This is a genomic window from Tissierella simiarum (assembly GCF_018917865.1).
In the GTDB taxonomy this organism is placed as follows: Bacteria; Bacillota; Clostridia; order Tissierellales; family Tissierellaceae; genus Tissierella_C; species Tissierella_C simiarum.
In genome coordinates, this window is the sequence record NZ_JAHLPM010000008.1 from 1 (window position 1) to 25,908 (window position 25,908).

The following is a 25,908-nucleotide window of genomic DNA, read 5'->3' on the forward strand; positions in this document are numbered from 1 at the left end:
CTCATTCTTTTAGTGGCAAAGGTAATCCTTATGATAATGCATGTATAGAATCCTTTCATTCAGTTTTAAAGAAAGAAGAAGTTAATCAAGTTAAGTACTTTGACTTTGATACAGCAAGGCTAGCAATATTTGAATATATAGAGTCTTGGTATAACAGAGAAAGAATACATAGCTCTATTGGTTATATTACTCCCCAGCAATGTGAGGAGAATGCTAGGGAATCAGCTTAAGAAAATGTTCGAAAAAATGTGTCTACTATATTGACATAGGTCCAATCATTGAAGCAGACAATTATCATGCCCTTCAGTTACTGGAATACCTCTACCCTAAGAAGGTTGATTGTATTTATATTGACCCCCCATACAACACAGGTGCGCGGGATTGGAAATACAATAATGACTATGTCGATTCTAGTGATAACTGGAGACACAGTAAGTGGCTCTCAATGATGCAAAAACGATTAAAGATTGCAAAAAGAATACTTGCTGATGATGGCGTTTTGATTACTACAATAGATGATAATGAATATGCGCATCTATGGGTTCTACTTCATGAGCTTTTTCCAAACTTAACTCATACTTGCGTAACCATTCAGCATAATCCCGGTGGAACTCAGGGTAAAAAATTCTCTGTGACTCACGAATATGCAATATTTTCATATTCAGCTGATAGTATTATTTACCGTAAACAGCATACTGGTGGCGATGTATATAATCTAAGACGTTGGGGAAGTACCTCAGGTCGTTATGAAGGTGCAACATGTTTCTATCCCGTAATTTTAGACTCGAATTATAACATTATCGGTTTCGGTGATTTACTTGATAAGGAATTACATCCAACAGCACAAGTAGAACATAACGAAGATGGTACCATTTATGTCTGGCCTATTGATAAAAACGGCATAGAAAAGAAATGGAGATATGGACGAGATACTGTAGAATCTGTTAGGGATCGAATGTATATTGAAAGGCGAGGAGACCGAATAGAAGTAATTCTTCGTAGGGAAAGCGAACCACCTAAAACTGTCTGGACTGATCCGTTATGTAATGCAGAAGCCCACGGTACAGATATGATCAAGGCCATACTTGGTGGTGGCTTCTCATACCCCAAATCACTCTATGCAGTCCGCGAAGCACTGACATTTGCAGTTTCGGGTAAGAAAGACGCATTGATTGTTGACTTCTTTGCAGGTAGTGGTACCACATTACACGCAGTAAATTTACTTAATGCTGAGGACAACGGAAACCGCCGCTGCATTTTAGTAACTAATAACGAGGTCTCAGATGATGAATCAAAAACCTTGAAAAAAAATGGCTATAAGCCTGGTGATATTGAATGGGAAAAACATGGAATTTGTCGTGCCATAACTTGGCCTAGAACAAAGTATAGTATCCTTGGAAGACGTGATGATGGCTCTGTCTTAACGGGTGAGTACTTCACTACTCAGACTGTATCTGATGAAGTAGACCGCTCATTCTATCAGTTAAGTTTTGTAGATAATCCTACAGAATTAACAGTAACTGCCAAAAAGCAAATTGTTTCTTTACTTCGAAATAAGGAAGGAAAGTCACAATTGCCGCAATCACTAGTAACCAAAGACTGTAAATTCATTGTTTCGAATAAACATACGTCATCAATTCTTTTTGATGTAAATGCAGTTGATGAGTGGTTATCTGCCATTGAAGAACAGGATCAAATTACAGACTTTTATATAGCCTCAAAATCGACTGCCATATTTAAGTCAATCAAGACACGTGTTTCAGAATTGCTAGGCCCCATTAGTGTAACATCACAAGTTAAACGTCCAATGAGCGATGGTTTTCCTGCAAATGCTGAATACTTCAAGCTAGAATTCTTGGATAAAAATCTTGTTTCATTGGGCCAACAGTTCCATGAAATACTACCATTACTTTGGCTCAAATCTGGAGCTATCGGAAAGCGACCAGAAGTAAATTGCAATGAAGAACCAGAAATGTTAATTCTTCCGCAAAATGGCTTTGCTATTTTAGTTGATGAAACACGGTTCGCAGAATTTGCCGAAAAGCTTTCTGAAGAGATCGGTATCCAAGTGGTCTATTTTGTAACTAACTCCGAGGAAGCATTCCGTGAAATGACTGCCGGAGTAAAAGTAAATAACACATATCAATTATATCGAGATTATATCGATAACTTTGTCTTAGGAAGCAGGAGGGATTCATAAATGAGAGATATATTATTTCCTTTTCAGGAGACGGCACTTTCTGAGCTACATGATAAAATCAACAAGGCACATTTAATGTGGAGTGAACGCGACCCACAGATAATTTCCTTTTCTGCGCCTACGGGTTCAGGAAAAACGATAATTATGACAACACTTTTTGAAGATATATTATATGGGAGTGCGGACAACATTGGAGAACCAGATTCTATTTTCATTTGGCTTTCCGATTCACCTGAGCTTAACGAGCAAACAAGGTTAAAAATTGAAAGTAAATCCGATAAAATCCGCGTCCGTGATTTAGTGACAATAGATTCAACCTTCAATGCAGAGTATTTTGAGGGTGGCTGCATTTACTTTTTGAACACTCAAAAACTTGGTTCAGATAAACTACTGACAGGTACATCTGATAAGCGTCAGTATTCTATCTGGGAAACTCTCACTAACACTGCTAAACGTAATCCAAAAAAGTTTTATGTAGTGATTGATGAAGCACATAGGGGCACCTATACATCAGTTCAAGCAGAAAACAAGGCACAATCCATAATACAAAAATTTATTAAAGGCAGCAGAGAAGATGGCCTTTGCGTTATGCCTCTAGTTATCGGTGTAACCGCAACACCCCAGAGATTTGATAACTTGATTGCCGGAACGACATCAACGGTTCAAAAAGTTATCGTTCCACCAGAGCAAGTACGTGAGTCTGGCCTTCTAAAGGATAGAATCATCATTCATTACCCAGATATTCAACTAAGTGCCGATATGACCATGTTTAAAGGAGCGGTAGATAATTGGCGCAAGAAATGTGATCACTGGGAGTCTTACTGTGAGCGTGAAGGCGAAAAAATGGTAAACCCTATACTTGTTATTCAAGTTGAAGATGGAAATGATCGCATAGCAACCCAAACCGATTTGGGGGCTTGCATCGATTTACTAGAAGAAACGCTGGGACGCAAATTACAGCCTGGAGAAGCGGTACATACTTTTAATGACCGTGGTACTCTTAAAGTGCGTGACGTTGAAATTCAGCAAATCGAAGCTTCACGAATTCAGGATGAGGAAAATGTAATAGTTGTATTCTTCAAAATGAATCTTTCCACGGGGTGGGATTGTCCACGTGCGGAAACGATGATGTCCTTCCGCAGTGCCCAAGATTATACTTATATTGCTCAGTTGCTGGGACGCATGATTCGTACCCCTCTGGCAAGAAGGATTTCTTCCGATGCTGAGCTTAATAGTGTCAGCCTATTCCTTCCATATTTTGATGAAGAAACAGTAAAGAACGTTGTTAATGCTCTACGTGACAGTGAAGCGATTATGCCTACAGAAACAGGAACTAATAAGGAGCTTGTTACACTCGGACGAAACTTAGAATATTCTGATATTTTTGATGCGATGGATAATCTCATCACCTATCGAATAGATACAGCCCGTAAGCAGGCGCCACTTAAATTGTTAATACAGATTTCTCGTGCATTGACCATGGACGGTATTGACTTGGAAGCCCAGAAGACTGTCAAAACCGCAGTTTTATCAAAAATGGATGAGGAGATTTCACGGATAAAAGAAAGTGGGGACTTTGACGCCCGAGGAGCGTCAATTACTGGTTTTGCTCTTGGCACACTGATATTTGAGTATGGAGACAATGCCTATTCCTTTGATGAGGCAACCCAGACTATGACCGTATCAGAATTTGATATTTCACGACATTTTGAACAAGCCGGTAGATTGTTGGGAGAAGGATTACACAAGGAATATTGGATTCGCCATAGTACCCGTGATCATATCGATGTAAAAAAGGAAATTATCGTTCTTACAAATGATACCGACGCAATGGAGAGGATAAACGCCTTTGCAGAGGAAGAATTCATTGCATTATATGAAAATAACAAGAGAGCCATCTCACGACTAAATGAGGCACGTAAAAATGTTTATGAAAGATTAACTAATGCTTCTGTACAACCGATATCTGTACCATGGATATTACCAGATTCAATCGATTTTTCTGTACCAGATAATAGCATGAAATTTGAGCAGCACCTTTATTGTTCTGAGGATGGCACATTTGAAACATCACTGAACCCATGGGAAAGCGGAGTTGTTACAGAAGAACTCAACAATGGTGCTGTATGCTGGTTACGTAATCTCGACCGTAAAAAGTGGTCACTTGAAATCCCTTACGAAGTGAGCGGTGTCACCACTTCTATGTTCCCGGATTTAGTGATTGTTAGATCTGATGCACAAGGTTATGTTTTTGATATTCTAGAACCACACGATCCCAGCCGTAAAGATAATTACCCTAAGGCAGTGGGTTTAGCAAAATTCGCAGAGAAGCATTGGGATATATTTGGCAGGATTCAACTTATCCGACTAAAAAAAGGTGTAGATGGTCGTGAACATTTCTATCGACTGGATATGGGAAAAACAACGATTAGGAATAAAGTTCGTGGCATTACATCAAACGAGGAGCTTGATAGAATTTTCGATACAGATGCTGTACGAGAAGATTAAATAATACATCTATCCTGTCTCCTCCACCCCAGTAAAAAATCTAATTTGTTTTTATCTATTAATGATAAGGGTTTCCCAATATTAGTACTCTGGTATATTGATTATGAGAAAACTTAATGTATGGAAACCCCTTATTTATGAATTCTTACTTTATTACATTTTGAAGAATCGAGAAGAAAATCTATCTTTCCGCATAATAGTATCCATTTTGCGTACACAATAGACCCCCCTAGAAAAATTCCCCTAGACTCATCGCCTAGGGGAACAAAAACACACCTACATATTCACTTAAAATGCCTTTAACCCAGCTATTTCAACCTATCCCCTCTCTATCAATACCACACACTCCACATGACTCGTCATAGGAAACATATCTACTGGTTGAACTTCCTCTACCTTATATCCATTCTCCACTAAAAAAGCCACATCTCTGGCCATAGTTGTAGAGTTGCAGGAAACATAGACTACCTTTTCTGGTACCATTTCAATTATGGTTTCTAATACTTCTTTTTCGCAGCCTTTCCTTGGAGGATCTAATACTACTTTATTTCCTTTAACTCCTTTTTTCATAAGTCTAGGAAATATTTCTTCGCTTTTTCCCTCTATGAACTCTACATTAGATATATTATTTAGCTTAGCATTTTCTTTTGCATCTAATATTGCTTCCTTTATTATTTCTACTCCATATACTTTTTTTGCTTTATAGGCTAAGTATAATGATATAGTGCCTATACCACAGTAAAGGTCAAAAACTGTGTCTTCCTTTCTTAAATCTAAGTATTCTACTACCTTATCATATAAAACCTTACTTTGAATTCTATTTACTTGAAAAAATGAATTAGGCGATATATAGAATCTATAATCACCAATCCAATCTATTAACTTATCTTTTCCATAAAGTTTTTTAAAACTTCTTCCATAAGTAACAGATGTATTCATTTTATTTATATTTTGATAAATACTTTCTATATCTTTTAAATTACTTATTAGCATATCTATTAGCTCTTTTTCATAAGGTAGCTTATCTACAGCTGTGACCAGTATTAACATAGCCTTATTATCTTTATTAGTTCTTATTCCAATATGGCGAAGAATTCCTTTTTTACTTACCTTATTATAGGCCTTTATATTATATTTCTCCATCCAATTCTTTATAATTTCAGCTGTCTTATCTCCAATCTCTGGTTGAATAATACATTTATTCATATTTGCAATTTCATAGCTGCCTTTTTCATAAAATCCTAAAACTACCTTATTATCCTGGAAACCTACTGGTATTTGAACATTGTTCCTATATCTAAGAGGATCTTCCATTCCTAAAGTATCATTAACTTCAACTTGAGAAATTCCTCCTATTTTTACTAAGTCCATCTTTACTTTATTCTTTTTCCATTGAAGTTGCTTTATATATTGAAGTTCTTGAAACTGACATCCACCACAAATATTTGATATATTACATTTTGAATTTATCCTATCTTTAGAAGGTTCAATTATATTTAAAACTTTACCTAAACCAAATCTCTTCTTTACATTGATCACTCCTACTTCAGCTATATCTCCAATTAAGCCACCTTCAACAAATAAAGTAAAATTATCTACCTTTAATATACCTTTCCCTTCATGGCTTAAATCTTTTATTTCTCCTTTTAAAACGTCTCCAACTTTTACTGGTATCTCCATAAAAAAACCTCCTAATATACTTTCATCTAGGATAAATTATATATTCTTTTACTGTTTAATAAAAGTGCTCTATTATATTTCTTTTAAATTACTATTATAAGCTTTTCCTAAACATATTTTTTAATTCTTGAGCTGCCGCCTTTATGTCTGGCTTGGAAATAATAGCTGAGACTACTGCAATACCATCAATATCTATGCCTTCAAACTTTGGTATAGTAGTTTCATTAATTCCCCCAATTACTACAATGGGTAACTCAATGTGTTTCCGTATCTGCACAAGCTCATCTATAGGCGTAATCTTTGCATCTGTTTTGGTACCAGTATTAAACATTGCTCCAACTCCAAGATAATCTGCCTCATCTTCCTGGGCTTTTATTGCTTCTTCAAAAGTAGATGCAGACACGCCAAGAATTTTATTGTTACCAATCAGTTTTCTTGCAATATTTGCTGGTATGTCACTCTGTCCAATGTGCACACCTGTAGCATCAACTGCCAATGCAATATCAATTCGGTCATTAATGATTAAAGGAATCTGATACTTATCTGTGACTTCCTTTATTTTTATAGCTGTCTGAAAAAACTCTAGAGAGGAACAATCTTTTTCTCGAAGTTGCACCACCGTACAACCACCTAAAATAGCTTGCTCTACAGCAATTTCTAAATTTTCAGTACTCATAAGTTCTCTATCAGTTACAAGATATAATGTGTAATCAATATTGGGTTTCATCTATTTTCGCCCTTTCTTTAAAAAGTATACCGTCCATATTTGATAAAGCATCAATTATACCTATGTGAAAACTACCTGTTCCTGCTGCTCCAGCTTTTAAAAATGCAATTTCACCAGCAATTCCCATGGTAGCAATTCCTACAACTGCAGCTGTATAATAATCCTTTGTTACACCACAGAAACTCCCTACAAGGGAAGAAGTCATACATCCTGTACCAGTCACTTTGGAAAGAAGCTTATTACCATTTGATATTTTAGCAACTCGAATTCCATCTGAAATGACATCCACTTCTCCTGTAATTCCTACAACACATGTGTATTTATTTGCTATTAATTTTGCAATATCTACTGCATCATTTTTTTCATCCTCTTCTGCAGTATCGACGCCCTTTGTAGAAGATTTTAGTCCTGCTACAAATGAAATCTCTGATAAGTTTCCACGAATTACATCTATTTTTACCTGTGAAAGAATTTCTTGTGTCGTTTTGTTTCGCAGTGAAGAAGCACCTGCTCCAACTGGATCTAAAACTACAGGGATATGAAGTTCATTGGCTTTTTTTCCCGCCGCAATCATGGAAGTGATAGTCTGCTGATTCAAGGTTCCGATGTTAATTACAAGAGCTGAAGATATAGAAACAATTTCTTCTACTTCTCCAATATCGTCAGCCATTATAGGGGATGCTCCAATTGCTAAAATTGCATTCGCACAATCATTTACTGTCACATAGTTAGTAATGTTATGAATCAATGGAGTTTTCACTCTAATTTCCTTAAGTAAATCTATACAAGCGCTAGTTAAATGATTCATTAGTATTCCCTTCCTTTCTTTTATTTATAATAAAGCATATGGCTCTAATTTCTACTATTATAGTTAATATAATTCCCACTATAGAGTTATAAAAAGTTGTCAAATGGTAATCTTATTTATCTTCACTAACGTCCAAACCGTTTTTATATAGATCATAAAAATGATTTGTCGGTCCATTACCTTTACCAATATCTAATGAATGTTCAATTGCTGTTGTAATATACTCTTTAGCCTGTTTTATAGCAGTGGGCATAGTCATACCAAGTGCAAGATTGGAAGCAATAGCTGAAGAGAAAGTACATCCAGTTCCATGAGTATTTTTTGTATCTATTCGCTTAGTTTCAAAATAATAATGCTCTTTGCCATCATATAAAACATCTAGGGCATTCTCAATATAATAACCACCTTTAATAAGAACATTTTTACAGCCCATTTCATAAATAATTTTTGCTGCTATTTTCATATCTTCTTTATTGCTTATCTTGATATTCGATATTTTCTCAGCCTCTGGAATATTAGGTGTAAGTAAATCGGCATAAGGTAGCACAACCTTAAGCAACGTTTCTATAGAATTATCATCCATAAGGGAACAACCATTTTTTGCATACATGACAGGATCAATTACAATATTCTTAGGCTTATATTCCTCCATCTTTTTTGCTACTGCCTCCATACAAGGTTTAGTAGATAGCATACCAATTTTAATGGCATCAACTTCTATATCCTCAAATACTGCATCAATCTGTTTTTCAATCATATCTGGTGTAATATCCTGTATATCTATAACACGACTCGTATTTTCTGCCACTACTGAAACAATAACACTCATACCAAATACCCCATGTGCAGAAAACGTTTTTAAATCTGCTTGTATTCCAGCACCTCCACTGCAATCAGAACCAGCAATGCTCAGTACCTTTTTCATTTAAATTCCTCCTTTTCTTATACATATATAAATAGGGTACTTCTCTACATAGAAAAGCACCCTATTTATATACAATAGTATATTTTGCTTCCCTACGCCGGTATTAACCAACAGGTTCAAAGGGTCAGGTTTTACCTTCTCAACTACTCATAGTCCCCCCGCAAACATCAAGCTGTATTAACTTTTATATTTAATAGTCTATTAAACAACAATAGGGTCCTTCCCTACATGGAGAAGCACCCTAATTAAATGCAATAGCTTAATGGGATTTGCTTCCCTACGTTGGTATTAGCCAACAGGTTCAAAGGGTCAGGTTTTACCTTCTCAACTACTTAAAGTCCCCCCGCAAATATAACAACATTAATTATATTCTATAGTAACAATATAGTCAAGTTATGTGGCATGTTTTTCCACTTTATAGTAAATGGTATTATTCATACTATTTTAAATATAAATTACAATTTTCCTAGACAGCATGTTGATAAGACAAAAATTTATAGACTGATATCGGCTTATAAACATTGGGGTTATAATAATTTGGACTTCTTAAGGTATACACCAAGGCATAAGCCTGTTCAGCTGATAAATCTATAGGCTCTACTCCGTAATAGTAATTAGCAGCTTTTTTAAGTCCATAGCAACCTTCACCGAAATAGGCAATATTACAGTATAATTCCAATATTTCATCTTTTGTTAACATCTTTTCAAGATTAATTGCTACAAAAGTCTCTGCAATCTTACGCTCATACTTTTTTTCAAAGGAGAAATATAAATTTTTCGCAAGTTGTTGAGTTATTGTGCTTCCTCCTTGTACCAAAGAATGGGCTTTAAAATTATTATACATAGCTCTCCCTATTGCAATAAAGTCAACACCAAAATGATAATAAAATCGCTTATCCTCTGACTTTAAAACAAGTTTTAAATACTCATCCGATATTTTATCCAGTGTTACATAATTTTCGTCGTCTTTAATTTGGTTAATTGCATCTTCAAGACTTCTATCATTTATAGCAGACTTATACATTTTATATCCAGTACTAATAGTCGGAGCTGCAAATATACCTAATACAAAAATACCAATAAGAAAAACACATATAATGAAAGTAAGTATTTTCTTTTTCATCTCGACCTGCTCCTTTCGCATTCTACTAACTTAATTATAATATATTATTCGTACATTTGCCTTACATCCTACTAACAATTTTGTAAGAATAAGAAAAGAGCATCTCCAAAAATTATATAAATAGCATTATTTAATTCTTTCATTAAAAAGTGTTTCTCTATTACTAGCTATTCTACATATCTTGACGATTTATCATTACTAAACCTAAGATATAGAATAGTAATGAGAACACAATTATAATTACATATCCTAGTATCTTTAAATTATTAGGCACTGAAATCGGCTGACTTAAAATAAAGGCAGCTGTCCAAGGTAATATAAATGGCAATATCCCCGTCAAATATGTTGCTGAAACTCCAACTGCTGCTATTCCTAAGGTTGCTACAATTGAAGGAACATAGGATGATCTTTGAAATATAGATATAGGTACTAACAATGCAAGTGAAAAAAAGCTAAATAAAGCAGATTTTAAAAAATGAACTCCAAAATCATAAAATCTCATCATTAAATCAGTTGTAGGAAATATCACTAATGAGCCTATATAAGCTACCAAACATACTATTAAAACCATCAATAAATGGCAAAACATCCATGCTATTAGCTTGCTCATAATAAAGGTATTTCTATTAACTATAGCTGATATGTAATTTACTATTGTTCTTTCAGCATATTCACTATTAATCATAGATGTATAAAGTATTCCACTAATTGCCGGTATAATCATAAAAATCAATATGGTATCTAATGAAATAATCCAAGATTCTATTCCTAGTTCTCTGACTCTTAAGTTTATAAAAATATCTTTAAGTACAATTATAGTTATAAATAAGAAAATAATTACTAAAGAAGTCTTTAGCATATTTTTATGTCTAATCTTCTTCCATTCAACAATTATTCCATTTTTCATTTACCATCACCACCTGTAAGTTTTTTAAAATATTCTTCTAGGCTTTCATTTTGTGTAGTTATTTGAAACACATCAATACCATTATTTATTAATAGTCGGTTAATACTATTTGTTTTATCATTTAGTTCAAAAACTCTAATCTCTTTATTGTCTATAACAATATAATTTAGGTTCTCATAGTTTTCTTCTAATAACCTTGCTGAATTATACACATCTGAAACTACGTAAGATGTATATTTTCCGCACCTACTTCTAATGCTTTCCATAGAGGATTCTTCTACTACTCTACCCTTTTCAATAAAAGCAATATCATCAGCAACTTTCTCTATTTCAGATAATATGTGACTAGAGATCAAAATGGTCTTACTGAAATCTCTGCATAAATCAATTAAAATATTTCTTACTTCAACTATCCCCATTGGGTCTAATCCATTAGTAGGCTCGTCTAGGATCAGCACTTCTGGTTCATGTAATAAGGCATTAGCTATCCCAAGTCTTTGTTTCATTCCCATTGAAAATGATGCAAAGGGTTTATTAGAATTAATTTCTAGGCCAACTATATCCAAAGCTTTTTCTATGGCATTCTTTTGAGTAATACCCCTTATTAAGGCAAATAATTCTAAGTTTTCTCTCGCTGATAAATTAGAATAAAAAGCAGGAGTTTCAATCATAGATCCAATAGTGAAAAATTGCTTCTTATCTTTATAGTCTATAGGAGCACCTTTAATATAGATTTCACCGCTAGTCGGAAACGTAAGCCCTAAAATTGATTTCATAATAGTTGTCTTCCCAGCGCCGTTTCTTCCTAAAATTCCATAAATTCTGCCCTTTTTAATCTCTAAGGAAACATTATCTAAGGCTAAAAAGTTATTATATTTTTTTGTTAATCCTTTTACCTTAATTATATTCTCCATTCTTTTCCCTCCTCATTTTCAATTATATCTATGAAATGTTGCCAAATCATAACCAATTAAAAAAAGCTCTAAAGAGCTTTCTTTACACCTAGGATAAAAGATGAACCTTTTCCTTCTTCGCTATTATATTCTAATAACATGTTACATTTATCCGATAGTTCTTTTACTATAGCAAGCCCTAGTCCACTTCCCTTAGTATTTCTTGATTCATCAACTTTATATAATCTATCCATAATCATATCCTTAGAATCCTCAGGTATTCCTATTCCATTATCACTTATTTTCACTTGCACAATTTCCTCTTTTTCTATTAAAGTAATAGTTATTTCTTCACATTTACTGTGAATTGTGGCATTTTTAATCAGGTTATCTAAAATTCTTTCATATGCTTTTACATCTAATATGGTAACAACTCTATTTTCCGGAATACTTACATTGTATTTAATATTGTGTTCCTCTAATATAGGGACCCATGATATAAAAGCTTTTCTAGTTTCCTCACATATATTGCAAGGGTGATTTTCTAACATGTATTCCCCTGATTCTAGCTGAAGCAGTTGAAACAAATCATTTATATATTCTTTTAGCTTATAAGTCTTATTCAACGCTATTTTAAGATATTCTTCTTTTTCAACTCCATCTACTAACCCCTTATCTATAGTCTCTAAATATCCTAAAAGTGAGGCTACAGGAGTTTTAATGTCATGAGATAAGCTTGTAAGCATTCTCTTATTTTGCTGGTTTAGTCTATTTATCTGGATAATATCATTTTGATTTTTTCTTATTATTTCATTAATAAGATAGTAAATTTCTGAGTATTCATCATTGGGAGGTATTACTCCACGCTTACCATAATCTCCTGATTCTACTTCTCTTAAAAGATTTTTTAACCACGTCAATTTTTTCTTTTCCATGTATCTCTTATAAATTAAATAGACTATAATAATAAGCAAAATAAGTAATAATAATTTCCTATAGAACATTATTTTACCCTCCATCGATATCCTAGTCCATATACTGTTTCAATAAAACCTCCATACTCCTCATTGCCATAAAATACCTTCTTTCGTAATTTACTTATAAACGATACCATATTCTTTTCATCATAAGAATCATACCCTTCAAATCCCCAAATCTGATCATATAGTTGCTCCTTTGTAAAAATTTGATTTTTATTAGCCATTAGAAGTAGCAATAGATCAAATTCTTTATTTGATAATGGAATTTCTTCAGAATTTACTTTTAAAGTCCTACAATAGCTGTTTAATTCAATATTCCCATATCTAATAATCCCCTTTTCCATTTGTTGATTATAGTAATTTGCTCTCCTTATAATTGAGTTAACTCTTGCTAAAAATTCATCAATACCAAAAGGTTTTGTCAAGTAGTCATCTGCCCCTAATTGGAGACCCTTTACCTTATCTCTTTCTTCACTTTTTGCAGTTAACATTAAAACAGGAATATTGCTAATTTCTCTTATGCTTTTCATTACAGAAAAACCGTCTATTTCTGGTAACATTATATCTAAAATAATCAGGTCAAATTTGATTGTTTTCATTTTTTCCAACCCTAAAATTCCATTTTCAACATAGGTCGGCTGATAATCCTTCTTCATTAAACAGTTTACAAGTAATTTTCCTAAATCCATATCATCATCAATAATCAAGATTTTGATTATCTTTTCCAAATTGCTTCCTCCAATCTGAATATACCTTATCTTTTCATTTACATCCTATCACACTAAATAATCATTTTCTACTCGTATTATTACTTCTCAAACAATTACTGGAATGATAACTAAATAATATAATAAACATCTTTATAAATTCTAAAGATAATTTTTATGCCATCACTAGTGTGACCTAAGTAATATTCATAAACAAAAAAAGCGGCAGTGCTCACGCCCACCGCTTTTTGCCCTATCTTATTCCCATTTAAAGAAACGAATTGAAATGATAATACAAACGGCTGAAAGAACAGTCATAACAATAATTGAAAACATCACATTTTTAGTAGACAAACCAAGTGAAGCTGCTTTCAGTAGTTTTATTCCCTGCGTTAATGGCAAGAAATTAGCTGCTTTTTGAAGTGCAGATGGCATCACTTCATATGGCAAAGTTGCTCCTGAAAAAATAAGCATCGGGAAGTATAAAATACTGGCAATCACGCTGGCGGTTTTCATATCCGGTGAAACTCCACCTACCATCATACCAATGCTGAACATTGACAGCATAACTAAAAAGTATGCACCTAAAAATTGTAGCATAGAACCAGCAAAATGGAACTGAAAAAAGAGTGCTGCCACAGCATAAACAAGAATAAGAGAAACGATTGAATAAAGCATATAAATTGTGACCTGTACCATTAAAATCAATGCCGGACTTATTGGAGTTACTTTAAATCGTTTCAGAATTTTTTTGTTTCGATAATCAGATATGACTAATGGAAGTCCCATGACTCCGTCAGCACATATAGCTATTGTGGAAACTGCCCCAAATGACTGTTCTAAAAAAGTATATTGCGCCCCATCAAAAGCAGGTTTATTACCATATATGATACCAAGTATAATGACCATTACCACCGGCATGCATAGGGCAAATATAAACATGTCCATCCCTCGAAGAGACAATTTAAGTTCTGTCTTTAACATGGTACTAAATGTTTTCATGATCTAATTCCTCCTCACCTGTATACCAAAGGTATGCATCTTCTAATTTTTTACAAGGACTGGCATCAATGGCTTCCTGCACTGTTCCACTGAAAATCAATCTTCCGTTTTTCAAAATACCAATCCTATCACATAAGGTTTCTACCTCATCCATAAAATGAGAGGTCAAAAAGATTGTTAAACCTTTCTTCTTCAATTCTAGCAAGCTATTCCATACGCTGCGCCTTGCTTTTGTATCAAGCCCTGTTGTTAATTCATCTAGAAACACAACATCCGGATTCGGGATCAATGCAAGTACAATAAATAGCCTTTGTTTTTGTCCTCCCGATAATTCATTTACCATATTTTTTGTTTTGTTTTCCAGACCAAATTGTTTCAGCAAAGCCTCATAATCAGCAGGCTTTTTATAAAGGCAATATGTTTCCTGACATAGCTCTGCAACAGTTATTTTATCCTGGTAGTTTGCTTCCTGAAATTGAACCCCCACTCTCTCAAACAGCTTTTTTCGCTCTGTATGGGGATTCATTCCTAAAATAGAAATTGTTCCGCCGTCTGGCTTTTTTGTACCCAGTATGCACTCAATTGTAGTACTTTTGCCTGCTCCGTTTGCTCCAAGCAAACCGAATACCTCACCCCGGGAAACTGAAATATCAAGATTTTCAACTGCACGGATTCCAGCATAAGACTTACATAGCTTATCAACTTTAATTGTTGTTTCCATATTTCAAACCTCCTTTTTTGTATATATAAAAGAATACCACCAGAACATAGTCTGGTGGAAAAGTGTAGGGTTTTTATTTGAATTGTTTTTTCATCCTCTTTAACTGAGCCATTACCATAAGAGCATTGTCTTCTGCTTCCCTTAATGAAGTAAGAAGTTTATCGCATACAGAAATTATATCGTCATCATGCTCAGGAGTATCAATTACTTTTCTAATATTGACGCTTGGATCGTGGGATATGGCTGCCAGCATTCGCAAGATTGCAGATAGAGAATAATTAGCACAACGTAAGGAACGGATGACTTTCAGGCGCATAATATCATCATCTGTATAAATCCGGTAGCCATTCTGTCTTCGTCTTACCGTAATTAGACCATTTAATTCCCAATTTCTCAAAGTATCTATTGTAACCTGCAGATATTCGGCTGTCTGTTTTCTTGTAAGAGATAGATTCTTGGATTCTGTTGCACGATGTGAGGCAGATAATATTTGTTTTACAATTTCAATTGCTTCTTCCGCATTCTGCTGCTCTGTTCTAATCTGTGACAGATAACTTTCCGTGAGACAAATTGCAGTATCAAAATTTTTTGTAGCAGAAGCCTTAACAATATCAACAGCTTTTTTTCGCAGTCCATTTTGTAATACTTCAACCTTTAATGCAGCTCTTGCTAATTTAAATTGCTCAACATGTAAATCGGTAAAAACACGATAACCGTTATCCTGCCTTTCCGGTTTTGATATTAGCTGGTACTTTTCATAGAGCCGCACTGTATTGGGATGAACACCAATCATTTTTGCTACTTCCGATGTCCTATACTTATTTCCCATTATATTTTCACCTCCGTCGACTTCTACCTTAACATATATCTAAAGTATGGTGTTATAGTGGAGAGTTCATTATAAGTGATAAGTTAAAGACAAGCAAATATAATATAAACACATTTATCCACGCACTTCTGCACATCCGTCGAATCAGTAAATAGTGTTGCTTGCTTACTATGATAATAGTCAAAATTTATAAATAACACTTATATTTTATTCTTTCCATAAATATCTATAAACGCAAAAAAACTACACCATATCTAAAAGCGTAGCTTTTTAAAATACAATTTCCGTTTTCTATATTTCTTATTTACATTATACTTCCTTTACAGGTTTATTATTTACAAAATCCCAAGGATTCTTTGCTAAATATCCATTTCCAAAAGAAGTTAGTATGGATAGTATAGCAAATATAACTAATATAAAACAGTACCATACATATGGTACTATTTGAACAGGGCTTACCAATCCATTAGTAAAACTTCCTGCTATCAATAATTGAGCACCATAAGGTATTAGACCTTGCATTATACATGAAAAAGTATCTAAAAGTGAAGCAGTTTTTCTTGGATCTACATTATGTTCTTTTGATATTTCCTTTGCTAATTGACCACTTACAATTATAGCAACTGTATTGTTAGCAGTAGCTGCATCTGTAAGAAATACCAATGCACTTATACCTAATTCAGCAGATTTTTTACCTTTTACTTTTTTATTTATTCTATATAATAGCCAATCAAGTCCTCCACCATTTGATACCATATTAGCTAAGCCACCAGTTAATAAAGATAATAAAAATATATCAAACATTCCTGTAAATCCTGAATATATATGCTGAACAAATTCTAATCCTTTAAAGCTTCCATAACCAAGTCCTATAGCTCCTGATATAATAATTCCGCCAGTCAAAACCACAAATACATTCATTCCTGCTATAGCAGCTACCAACACGAATATATATGGAATTACTTTAATTATATTAAAAGCATACTCTTGACTTTCAGGAATAGTTACTGGTTTTCCAAATATCAATAAAAGAACAATTGTAACCAAAGCCGCTGGCAATGCAAAACCAATATTAGCTCTAAATTTATCTTTCATAGATACTCCCTGAGTCCTTGTAGCTGCTATAGTTGTATCAGATATAATAGATAGATTATCTCCAAACATAGCTCCACCAACCAATGCACCTAATACTAAAGGTAAATTTAAGCCTGCTTTTTCTACTAATTGAACAGCTATAGGACCTATAGCCACAATAGTACCTACTGATGTTCCTGTTGAAATAGAAATAAATGCAGCTATTATAAATATTCCTACTGTAATAAATTTAGCTGGTATTAAAGTAAGCCCTAAATTTACTGTAGATTCAACACCACCCATAGCATTAGAAACTGCTGAAAAAGCCCCTGCCAATAAATATATAATACACATAATAATTATATTATCATCACCACAACCTTTGATAAATACATTAAACTTTTCATCTAATGAACCTTTGGTTAAAATAAAAGCAAATACTATTCCTATACTAGCTGCAACGGGAGCTGGAAATTGATAAAATGCCATTTCAATTCCTTTAGTTTGTAATATAATACCTGATACTAAATATACAAATACAAAGATAAGAAAAGGCAATAAAGCTATTCCATTACCTCTTTTTTCATTTAATTTCTTCATTTTAATTGCCGTTACTGAAAACTTATAAAAAGTTATAAAAATCAACTTTTATGTTTCATTCCTTGTTCAACGTATCCACTTTTGGATTAATCCTACTTGTGTGGTCTTGATACTCCAAAGGCTTAAATTCCCCACTAACGTATGGGTACATAGAAATAGTATCCTTTAAGTGATTTAAGCTATTTCTTGACCATAGTTTTTAAGATTTAAACTAGCATTATAATCTCTATCTAATATTAGCCCACAAGATTCACAGATATATTTCCTGTCACTTAATTTTAAATCTTTCTTGTAATTTCCACATCTACTACAAGTTTTGGAACTCGGAAAATATCTATCTGCTACTACGAATTTTATATTATTCCATTCGGATTTGTACTGTATCTGTTTATAAAATTCATAGAATCGTTGTTCTTGTATAGCTTTAGATAGATGCTTGTTTTTCATTATTCCTACTACATTCAAGTCTTCAACTACAATAACGCTTGGTTTTCGCTTTATTATTTCAGTTGTTACTTGATGTGAGTAATTATGACGAATATTTGTAAGTCTTTGGTTTAGCTTTTTAAGTTGATTTTCTAACTTTATAATATTCTTTGTTTTCTTGTAACGGTTTCCCTCCCTTCCTATTTCATATTTCTTTGATACTTTTCTTTGCAATCTTTTCTTTTTCTTTTCTAATCTTTTTACTTCTTTAGTTTTATTTATATTTTGATAAATATTGCCATCACTAACTACTGCTAATTTTTCTATTCCTAAGTCTATGCCTACGCCTTCACTTGTTGGTATTTCTGTATTATCTGGATATTCTATACCAACTGAAATCCACCAATTAATGCCGTCAAAAGAACATCTAGGATTAATATATTTAATCCCTTCACCATAAGGAATTCTTTCACATTCACATAGTCTTATCCAGTTGATTTTTTGTTTATTCTTTTTCCTACTGGTTGTTAATTTTTCTAATTTTACATGAGTTCCATTAAATTGTATCTTATCTGTGTCTACATAAAATGAAGGTTTAGACCTTTTTCTACTTTTAAATCTAGGGTATTTACTTTCTCCTTTGAAAAATTTAATAAAAGCTATACAAGCATCTTTTATAGCTTGTTTAGTGATATTGTTGCTATAATTATTTAGCCAACTATATTCTTCTGTTTGTTTTAGTTTAGTAAATTCTTTTCTAAGTTCTACATCAGGTATGAATTTTCCACCATTTTTATAGTTTTCTATTTGTCTATTCAGTGTCCAATTGTATGCAAACCTGGCTACTCCAGCTGATTCAAACAATTTAGTTTTTTGTTTGTTATTTGGTTTAAGTTTAATCTTAATACCTTTAATCATCTTCGGTTAGCTCCTTAATCATCTTTTTAACCTTATTTGCTCTTTTGCCTTGCAGCCTACAACTGAAAACAGTTATTATTTGTATCATATCTTCTACTAATTCTTGTTCTTCTGTCTTTTCTGTATTATCTATAATTTCAATAGTAGTTCCATATTTATTGCATAAGTTTTCTATAAGTTCAAAACCAAATCTTACTAATCTGTCTTTGTATAAAATTACAACCTTTTCAACTTCTCCATTGGTTATCATATCTAATAGTTGATTCAATCCTTTATTGTTATAATTAATACCGCTCCCTATTTCTTGTATAATTTCAAACTGATATCCTTTAGCAATCATATATGTTTTTACATTTTCAATCTGTCTTTCAAGGTCATTTTTTTGTTTGTTAGAGCTAACTCTGCAATAACCAATAACCTTTTTCTCTTTTTTAAACGGCACTCTTAATATTTGCCGCAATTGTTCTTCTGAATAATACCTATGTTTACCATCAGAAACGTGATGTGGTTTTAATTTTCCTTCTTTATCCCAATTTCTTAATGTTTGTGTGGTTATATTTAATTTATTAGCAAATTCTCCTATTGAGTAATAATTCATTTTATCACCTCAATAATATTATAGGCGATAACTATAAAACGCTTTAGATTTTTGTAATTATTTATAAATATATTACAACTGTTCTAACCCTCCTTAACTTAAGTTAATCTTTCATTAGTAACTCTAAATCTATTGGATATTTTCCATAGGTGTTGGCTGCTTCCATAAACAGTTCAATATTTTCTATTGGCGTATGCATTGGAATTTGACAACCTGTACTTAAAATATATCCCTTTTTAGAATTATGGCCCTTTCTAATACATTCTTTAACTGATTTAAAAATAGATTCTTCATTGCCCGCATAAATTACGTCAACAGGTGGAACATTCCCTGTAATTATTACTCTATCTCCTATTATTTCTTTAGCTTCTTCCAAGTCCTCTATATTATCTATGCTAAAATTGGAAATACCAGTATTCACCACATCTTCCCAAATTTCTTTACTTGTTCCACATATATGTATACCTGGAGCACTGCCCGTCTTTTCCTTTATCTTATTAACATTTTTTTGAAGGGCAGGTAAAGAAAATTCTCTAAATTGTTTTGGACTTATAAGACTTGTAGATGAAACTGGATCAGCAAAACTAATGGATACACCTAGTTTCGCCACTTCTTCTATATATCTATTATTAGATTCTACTACTATATCCATTAGAGTATGGACTTTTTTAGGATATTTTATCATCCATTTCAGTAAATTCTCTGTTCCTACTACAGAAGCTGCAACACTAAAAGGTCCAGACATGGAAGCACTAACATCTACTTCATCTATAAGTGCATCTTTTGTTAGTTTTATAGCCTTAATTAAAGTTGGTAAAATGCCATCCTTTAATGGATCAGCAATCTTAAGAGATTCTATTTCATCTACAGATTTAATAGCTGGCTCTAATAAATAGGAAATATTGTAATCAGGATAGGCTACCTTAGCACCCATAGCCTCAGCAACACCTCTAAGACTTGTAGATATGCCTACACTATCATGACGAAGTCTCTTAAACAAAGCTATTTCCAGTTCTGCCATAAGTTCTGCTGAATGATAATAATCACTTACTTTTATACCAATAAAAGGTGCCATAGTAGCCCCCATATCTGGAACACAGATTACACGGTCAATTTCCTGCCCCTTAGCAAAAGCATTCATTCTTTCCCTTGGAGTCATTTCTTCTTTTCTCACTTAAATCTCCTTTCTAATATAAAATAATCATTGGTAATTAATTTACAAATCTATTCTAAAATCATTATATAATGTGTTGTAATATTATCATAATTAAACTATTTTATAATAAATCTATCTTTATTGATATTTTCAATATACTGAAGGATACTTCTTGCAACTGTACATAGTTATAGGAAATGAAATCTCTCATTTCCTATAACTATCTAAATCTAATACTGATAAATAAAATTTTAGAAATTCTATAAAACTAAATTGTTCTGACTGATTATATCATAATAATAGTCAAAATTCATAGGTAACACTTATATTTTATTCTTTCTATAAATCCATAAACGCAAAAAAGACTTACTCTTAATGAAGTAAATCCTTTAAATTTAAAGTTCTATTTATTCACTTTTATCTAATCATGACATGTCTATGCACTGTAAGGTTGCCTATTAAGTCCTAACCTATTTGGGCAATCGCGCACTAATTTAACAAAATAAAAATTAATGAAAGGTTGTTTAATTGGGAGGTAAAGGCAGAAGATATCTAGAGGAATTTAGAGGAAATCGATAATCTGACCGTATAACTTTTAAATTTTTCATCTGTATCCCCTTCTAAAGTGTAAATGGGAATACTACTACATTTTATCATTGCATTATAATCCCCACAGATACTGATTTGGGTATCTGTGGGGATTACATCTTATAAGGATATTAAACCTATGTCCTTTTAAGAAAATATATTAATCAAAGGCTTAAGATAGGGAGCTTAGTTTCCATTGGCTGGGGGAGCTAACTTTTCAAGCTCTTCTTTGGCCTTTTCCTGTGCCTCTTTCACAAACTTTTCATGAGATTCCATTGCGGGCTTATATGATCCATTATATTCGATACCCAGCAGCGCTTTATCATATCGAGAGAAAGTCATCAAAGCAATTTCCCCATTTTCGCCCGCGACATCAACGGAAATCGTCGGGTCATTGTTACTATAGCCCTGACCGTTGTATTTAACCGACTTGATTGTGCTATTAACAACGTTATGTTTCTCCGCCAATTCCTTTGCCAACGTAACATATTCCTGCGGATTTTTAGCAAGAGCCGCATCAAAAGCTACTGAAACCTTTTTATCCAGTGTTCTCTCACGGGCTATGCTAAATAATTCTCCTGTTACCGAGTCCACAGAGAAACAATAACTGCGCTTGCCATTGATTAGCACATCAGCGTACCAGCTTGAACGGGGAAGACTTTCGGTTGGCTGCTGGTAACCCATTTCAATCACCTGACCTTCTAAGCTTAGGCCAAATATTTCCCAAAGAGCCTGTGCTCCAATTTCCGCTGCATCTTCTTTTGTCATGTCCTGGCTAGTTGGTGTTTGATTACGGTAGTATTCAAGGTCAATTGCTTCCACCTTATAATTTGCTTTTTTATAGCCTTTCGGTAAGGTGTTTTGTGCTGTCTGGGATGAACCAGTTGTATTATTCGCATAATTTGTAGGGATGGTATATGATTTTTTGAATTCCGTCGCCGTCGCTGCCTGTATGAATCCCTGGAACAGTAATGTGCTGACTGCTGTGGCCACCAATATGGTTTTTTTTAAGCTTTTCCTTTCCAATCTGTTTGCTTTCATCTGAATCTCTCCTTCATAATTTTGTTTGTAATCAAAATAAACAGTATAAAAAGGCCGTATTAACGACTTAATTTTGTAACATCCAAACTGCTATCTCCTCTCCTTTTCCTTAGTTTCATAAATCCTTTAAATTTGAATAAAGCCTATGTATTAATTGGCCTCTCATCTATATATTGTAATAACTTTTAGTTTGGTTCATAAAACTCTATTATTTATGATATAAAAATAGACTAACTTAGTAAAAACCTTGTAATATAAAGGTTTCCTAATTTAGTCTAATTATAATAATATTATCAATAATGATTAAATTATAAAAATCATTCCATCTTTTTTAATATAACATTGTTTTATTATAGAGTTGTAAAGTAAACTGTTGCCTTCATTTTATGTGATGTTCTTTAGTCGGCCTATACAATGGACGAGGGTGCTTAACTTACGCATGGAATCACATTTTGATGCCTATAAACATCTATTTCTTCAGCCCTACCTTAAACTCATCTAATATCATCTTTCTAAAAACCACTTAAGTTTAATGGAAAATTCCCGGGAAATAATGAAGCGATTCCATCTTTTTTAATGAAATCGCCCTATTTTTATCAGATTTATCTTAAAATCTATTTTTTATCAGTGGTTTCATCAACGATACATATCCCGGCTCTCCCAGTATTCCCTCCCCTTTAGGGTAATCCTGCTGCCGCCTCTTCCTTTTCTGATTTTTACAAAACCCTTTTCTTCCATGTCCTTTAAAATGTCTCGAATCTCCTTTTGGGACAATAGAAGATGCTGCTTCTTCGCCTTCATCACCAATTTATCCCTTCCGATAAACTCATTCCGCTCCGCTGCCATATAAAGCTGTTCCAGAACGAACCAGAAGGGCGAAACCACCTCCTGCAATTTCTCCTTCTTCTCCAAATTCACCGGTCTGGACATCCGGCCTTGGAAAATAGTAGGTGGTAAATCATTCATCTCAATCACCTGTTTCCCAGTATAAACAAAGTATTCCACTGTGTTATGCAGTTCCCGGATATTTCCCGGCCAGGAATACTGACGCAGAAAGTCTTTCACTTCCTCCGATAACTTAAAATCACCCTGGAGTTCCTCTTTAAAATGCTCCATCAACAGAAAAATATCCTCTCCCCGTTCCCGTAACAGCGGTACTACAACCGTCAAGGTATTCAGGCGATAATATAGATCCTTTCGGAAGCTTCCTTCTTCCACCTTCTGATCCAGAGATTCATTGGTTGCTGCAACAATTCTGACATCAACGCTTACGATTCTGCTGCCGCCTACACGCATGACTTCGCCTTCCTGCAGAACTCTCAGGAGCTTTACCTGCATAGCCTGACTCATACCTTCTACTTCATCGAGGAATAGGGTACCACCATGGGCAAATTCAAACAGACCGGGACGTCCTCCTTTTTTCGCACCGGTAAATGCACCCTCTTCATAGCCGAAAAGCTCGCTTTCCAGAAGATTTTCCGGCATGGCTGCCACATTAATAGCGATAAAGGGACCCTTGCTTCGCTTAGATGCACAATGCACCGCATGAGCCAGCAGTTCTTTTCCCGTTCCTGTTTCACCTACAATTAAAACAGGACTTTCGGTAGCCGCCATCCGTTTTAAAATCCCCTTTGTCCGACAGATACAGTCTGACTCTCCGATTACATCATCAAAGGTATACTTGGCACAATGACCCTTTTTCAGCAGCTGGCTTCTTAACTCATTCTGTTTGGATTCCAGCTCACTAAATTCCTGCAGAATAGCAAATGCACCGATACATTTCTCTTGTCGTAGAACCGGTGTAACTGCAATGCTTACGTTTACGCCGCCCAACTTAATCACTTTAGGTGGAATTTCCTTCTTATCCTTTAAGGCGCTGTAAAAAGGAATATACGGAAATACCTTTTCTCCACTCCTACCAATGACAAGATTCTCCGCAACCTTTGTAATCTGGCAGGCTTTCTTGTTGCATGCAAAGATTTCACCCTTTTCATTAACGCCTACCAGTCCCTCATCCAATATTTCCATCAAAATATGGAACTGGCTTTCCAGCCTTCTAGAACGGGCGTATATCTGATTAAAGCTGTAATTATTCGTTGCCATTGCCTGGAAATAATTCTGAAATTTTTCCGTTTCCAGCAGCTGTTCAAGTTCCAGACGCAAGGCAATCTCAATCATCATCCCCGAGGTACAGGAGCGGTGTCCAATATTTAAAATCTTCTTTACGCTCTGAGGTACATATCTCTCCTCATCCGGCGTTACAGCCATATCCACTGGCTTTTCCAAAACGGCGCCTGGATAGAATGGAATAAAACGAATATGGTTTACTCCCAGCTGCTGTAGCTGTGCAATAGCCTCCCGAGCCATGGTATCCGTCAAATTTACAAAAAGTGCTCGCGTTCCTTTTGGTATCATACTGAGGTTTTGCAGCGTACTCCACCGGTAGGAAACCTCAATTGCCATGGTCAGACTGTCTATAGGAACATGACGGGCCACCTCTTCTGCGGAACCATATGCATCTGTTGAAATCACAAATAAATCTGCCTTGGGCAACGTTCCCATGGCAGACCCGTCACTCACACTGTAGGATGCTATTTCGACATATTCTCCAAACAGTTCATTGATTTCTTTTGCATAAAACTCTCCGGCTCTGGAATCCAAAGCCACTACAGATATCGTTTTTTTCATGTTTCCTCCATAATTTTTTCATATTATCTATATTTATTATAACTTAAATAATAAGTGAATACAATTTGTTCATTTTTGGCATTTCCATTTAAGTTTCCGCGTCTATATGTTATGCTTAAGCTGTGTATAACGAAACACATTCAATGGAGAAATGCTTATGGAATAATTATCACTAAAAAATGAACAAAAACAAATTCTATCACCAAAAATAATTCAGTCATTATAAATTCTCCAGATGGCTTCCACACAGCTAGAGTAATGGTCTTAGAATGAACAGGTTCTAGAAAACCCGGTTCTGGAGCTGAGTAAAAAACCGGCGAAAACTGGCAGTGGTTCCCGCACCGCCCGCCACTCCTCCTATAATTATTACTTTCATCCCATTCTCCTTATATGATAAAAGGATGCTACAAACGCCGTTATACCAACATGCGTTTTTATGCAGCATCCCCTTTCTTTTCATTTTATTTTCTCTCTCTTTAACAGCCAATCTTTGCCTTCCACCAAGTACCTGTATCAGGCCTCATATGTTTTTCAGGTCTTTTTCTTAGTTCTCCAGAGCCTTTTTGATATCCATGGTCAGTTCATTGTTTTCTAAAACAAAGCATGGAATTCCTAGGCGTTCTGTTCCTCTGATTTCATCGTAAAGAACATTAGTATCTCTCAGTTTTAAATATTCCTTTAAATCTGCATGGCAGGACAGTATATCCTTAAAATCGATATCTGCCCCAGCAACAGAAAGCTTGTTTAATGCAGCTAAGGTATCTGGGCAAAGATGACTTCCAATTACAGTAATTTTCATATGATTTCCT

General features: G+C 34.2%; 23 protein-coding genes and 2 riboswitches. Of the genes, 3 read left to right on the top strand and 20 right to left on the bottom strand.

The genetic code is table 11. From position 1 onward, the window contains the following. The 3 genes from KQI42_RS10070 to KQI42_RS10080 form a co-directional block, all read left to right on the top strand. A partial coding sequence (locus KQI42_RS10070) for an integrase core domain-containing protein (RefSeq protein ID WP_216519428.1) occupies positions 1-230 on the top strand: 230 nt, incomplete at its 5' end. Between the two features lie 113 nt (positions 231-343). Continuing rightward, positions 344-2,200 carry a site-specific DNA-methyltransferase gene (locus KQI42_RS10075; RefSeq protein WP_343231682.1) on the top strand — a complete coding sequence of 619 codons (1,857 nt, stop codon included), beginning with the start codon at positions 344-346 and terminating at the stop codon, positions 2,198-2,200. After that, the gene (locus KQI42_RS10080) at positions 2,201-4,708 is read left to right on the top strand and encodes a DEAD/DEAH box helicase (RefSeq protein WP_216519430.1); all 2,508 of its coding nucleotides are present in this window, start codon (positions 2,201-2,203) and stop codon (positions 4,706-4,708) included. Positions 4,709-5,026: 318 nt separating this feature from the next. Here the strand turns inward: KQI42_RS10080 and rlmD are convergent, their stop codons facing one another. From rlmD to KQI42_RS10180, 20 genes are all read right to left on the bottom strand, one after another. Continuing rightward, positions 5,027-6,388 (bottom strand): 23S rRNA (uracil(1939)-C(5))-methyltransferase RlmD, encoded by a 1,362-nt coding sequence (gene rlmD, locus KQI42_RS10085; protein WP_216519432.1) that lies wholly within the window; start codon positions 6,386-6,388, stop codon positions 5,027-5,029. 94 nt (positions 6,389-6,482) lie between these two features. After that, complete coding sequence (gene thiE / locus KQI42_RS10090) at positions 6,483-7,115, bottom strand: thiamine phosphate synthase (RefSeq protein WP_216519434.1); 633 nt, start codon at positions 7,113-7,115, stop codon at positions 6,483-6,485. Further along, a complete protein-coding gene (thiM, locus tag KQI42_RS10095) occupies positions 7,099-7,923 on the bottom strand; it encodes a hydroxyethylthiazole kinase (RefSeq protein ID WP_216519436.1) in 825 nt (274 codons plus the stop codon). The genes thiE and thiM overlap by 17 nt, the downstream gene beginning before the upstream one ends. Before the next feature lie 112 nt (positions 7,924-8,035). Then, a complete protein-coding gene (gene thiD / locus KQI42_RS10100) occupies positions 8,036-8,848 on the bottom strand; it encodes a bifunctional hydroxymethylpyrimidine kinase/phosphomethylpyrimidine kinase (RefSeq protein ID WP_216519438.1) in 813 nt (270 codons plus the stop codon). 71 nt (positions 8,849-8,919) lie between these two features. Continuing rightward, a riboswitch (TPP riboswitch) is annotated at positions 8,920-9,018 on the bottom strand. 86 nt (positions 9,019-9,104) lie between these two features. Beyond that, a riboswitch (TPP riboswitch) is annotated at positions 9,105-9,203 on the bottom strand. A 111-nt stretch (positions 9,204-9,314) separates the two neighbouring features. After that, positions 9,315-9,971, bottom strand: a complete 657-nt coding sequence (locus tag KQI42_RS10105) for a biosynthetic peptidoglycan transglycosylase (RefSeq protein ID WP_216519440.1) — start codon at positions 9,969-9,971, stop codon at positions 9,315-9,317. A 172-nt stretch (positions 9,972-10,143) separates the two neighbouring features. Further along, positions 10,144-10,878 carry an ABC transporter permease gene (locus KQI42_RS10110; RefSeq protein WP_216519442.1) on the bottom strand — a complete coding sequence of 245 codons (735 nt, stop codon included), beginning with the start codon at positions 10,876-10,878 and terminating at the stop codon, positions 10,144-10,146. Next, positions 10,875-11,792 carry an ABC transporter ATP-binding protein gene (locus KQI42_RS10115; RefSeq protein ID WP_216519444.1) on the bottom strand — a complete coding sequence of 306 codons (918 nt, stop codon included), beginning with the start codon at positions 11,790-11,792 and terminating at the stop codon, positions 10,875-10,877. The genes KQI42_RS10110 and KQI42_RS10115 overlap by 4 nt, the downstream gene beginning before the upstream one ends. Positions 11,793-11,860: 68 nt before the next feature. Next, positions 11,861-12,775, bottom strand: a complete 915-nt coding sequence (locus KQI42_RS10120; RefSeq protein WP_216519446.1) for a sensor histidine kinase — start codon at positions 12,773-12,775, stop codon at positions 11,861-11,863. After that, positions 12,775-13,479, bottom strand: coding sequence for a response regulator transcription factor (locus KQI42_RS10125; protein ID WP_246566367.1), 705 nt, complete (start codon positions 13,477-13,479; stop codon positions 12,775-12,777). The genes KQI42_RS10120 and KQI42_RS10125 overlap by 1 nt, the downstream gene beginning before the upstream one ends. Positions 13,480-13,716: 237 nt before the next feature. After that, positions 13,717-14,460: an ABC transporter permease gene (locus KQI42_RS10130; RefSeq protein ID WP_246566369.1), complete on the bottom strand. Its 744-nt coding sequence runs from the start codon at positions 14,458-14,460 to the stop codon at positions 13,717-13,719. After that, positions 14,447-15,181: an ABC transporter ATP-binding protein gene (locus KQI42_RS10135; RefSeq protein WP_216519448.1), complete on the bottom strand. Its 735-nt coding sequence runs from the start codon at positions 15,179-15,181 to the stop codon at positions 14,447-14,449. Before KQI42_RS10135 ends, KQI42_RS10130 begins: the two co-directional genes overlap by 14 nt. 73 nt (positions 15,182-15,254) lie before the next feature. Continuing rightward, positions 15,255-16,010: a MerR family transcriptional regulator gene (locus KQI42_RS10140; RefSeq protein WP_216519450.1), complete on the bottom strand. Its 756-nt coding sequence runs from the start codon at positions 16,008-16,010 to the stop codon at positions 15,255-15,257. Positions 16,011-16,319: 309 nt separating this feature from the next. After that, positions 16,320-17,684 carry a Na+/H+ antiporter NhaC family protein gene (locus KQI42_RS10145; protein WP_216519452.1) on the bottom strand — a complete coding sequence of 455 codons (1,365 nt, stop codon included), beginning with the start codon at positions 17,682-17,684 and terminating at the stop codon, positions 16,320-16,322. A gap of 174 nt (positions 17,685-17,858) precedes the next feature. After that, positions 17,859-19,028: an RNA-guided endonuclease InsQ/TnpB family protein gene (locus KQI42_RS10150; RefSeq protein WP_216519454.1), complete on the bottom strand. Its 1,170-nt coding sequence runs from the start codon at positions 19,026-19,028 to the stop codon at positions 17,859-17,861. Then, a complete protein-coding gene (locus KQI42_RS10155) occupies positions 19,021-19,626 on the bottom strand; it encodes an IS607 family transposase (protein WP_216519456.1) in 606 nt (201 codons plus the stop codon). Before KQI42_RS10155 ends, KQI42_RS10150 begins: the two co-directional genes overlap by 8 nt. A gap of 103 nt (positions 19,627-19,729) precedes the next feature. After that, on the bottom strand, positions 19,730-20,800 hold the full coding sequence (locus tag KQI42_RS10160) for a uroporphyrinogen decarboxylase family protein (RefSeq protein WP_216519458.1): 1,071 nt from the start codon (positions 20,798-20,800) through the stop codon (positions 19,730-19,732). A 756-nt stretch (positions 20,801-21,556) separates the two neighbouring features. After that, positions 21,557-22,411, bottom strand: coding sequence for a hypothetical protein (locus KQI42_RS10165; protein WP_216519460.1), 855 nt, complete (start codon positions 22,409-22,411; stop codon positions 21,557-21,559). Between the two features lie 636 nt (positions 22,412-23,047). Beyond that, positions 23,048-25,099 carry a sigma 54-interacting transcriptional regulator gene (locus KQI42_RS10170; protein ID WP_216519462.1) on the bottom strand — a complete coding sequence of 684 codons (2,052 nt, stop codon included), beginning with the start codon at positions 25,097-25,099 and terminating at the stop codon, positions 23,048-23,050. A gap of 280 nt (positions 25,100-25,379) precedes the next feature. Continuing rightward, entirely contained in the window at positions 25,380-25,586 is a 207-nt protein-coding gene (locus KQI42_RS10175) for a hypothetical protein (protein ID WP_216519464.1), read from the bottom strand. Between the two features lie 57 nt (positions 25,587-25,643). Continuing rightward, on the bottom strand, positions 25,644-25,898 hold the full coding sequence (locus KQI42_RS10180; protein WP_216519467.1) for a hypothetical protein: 255 nt from the start codon (positions 25,896-25,898) through the stop codon (positions 25,644-25,646). Between the last annotated feature and the right edge of the window lie 10 nt (positions 25,899-25,908).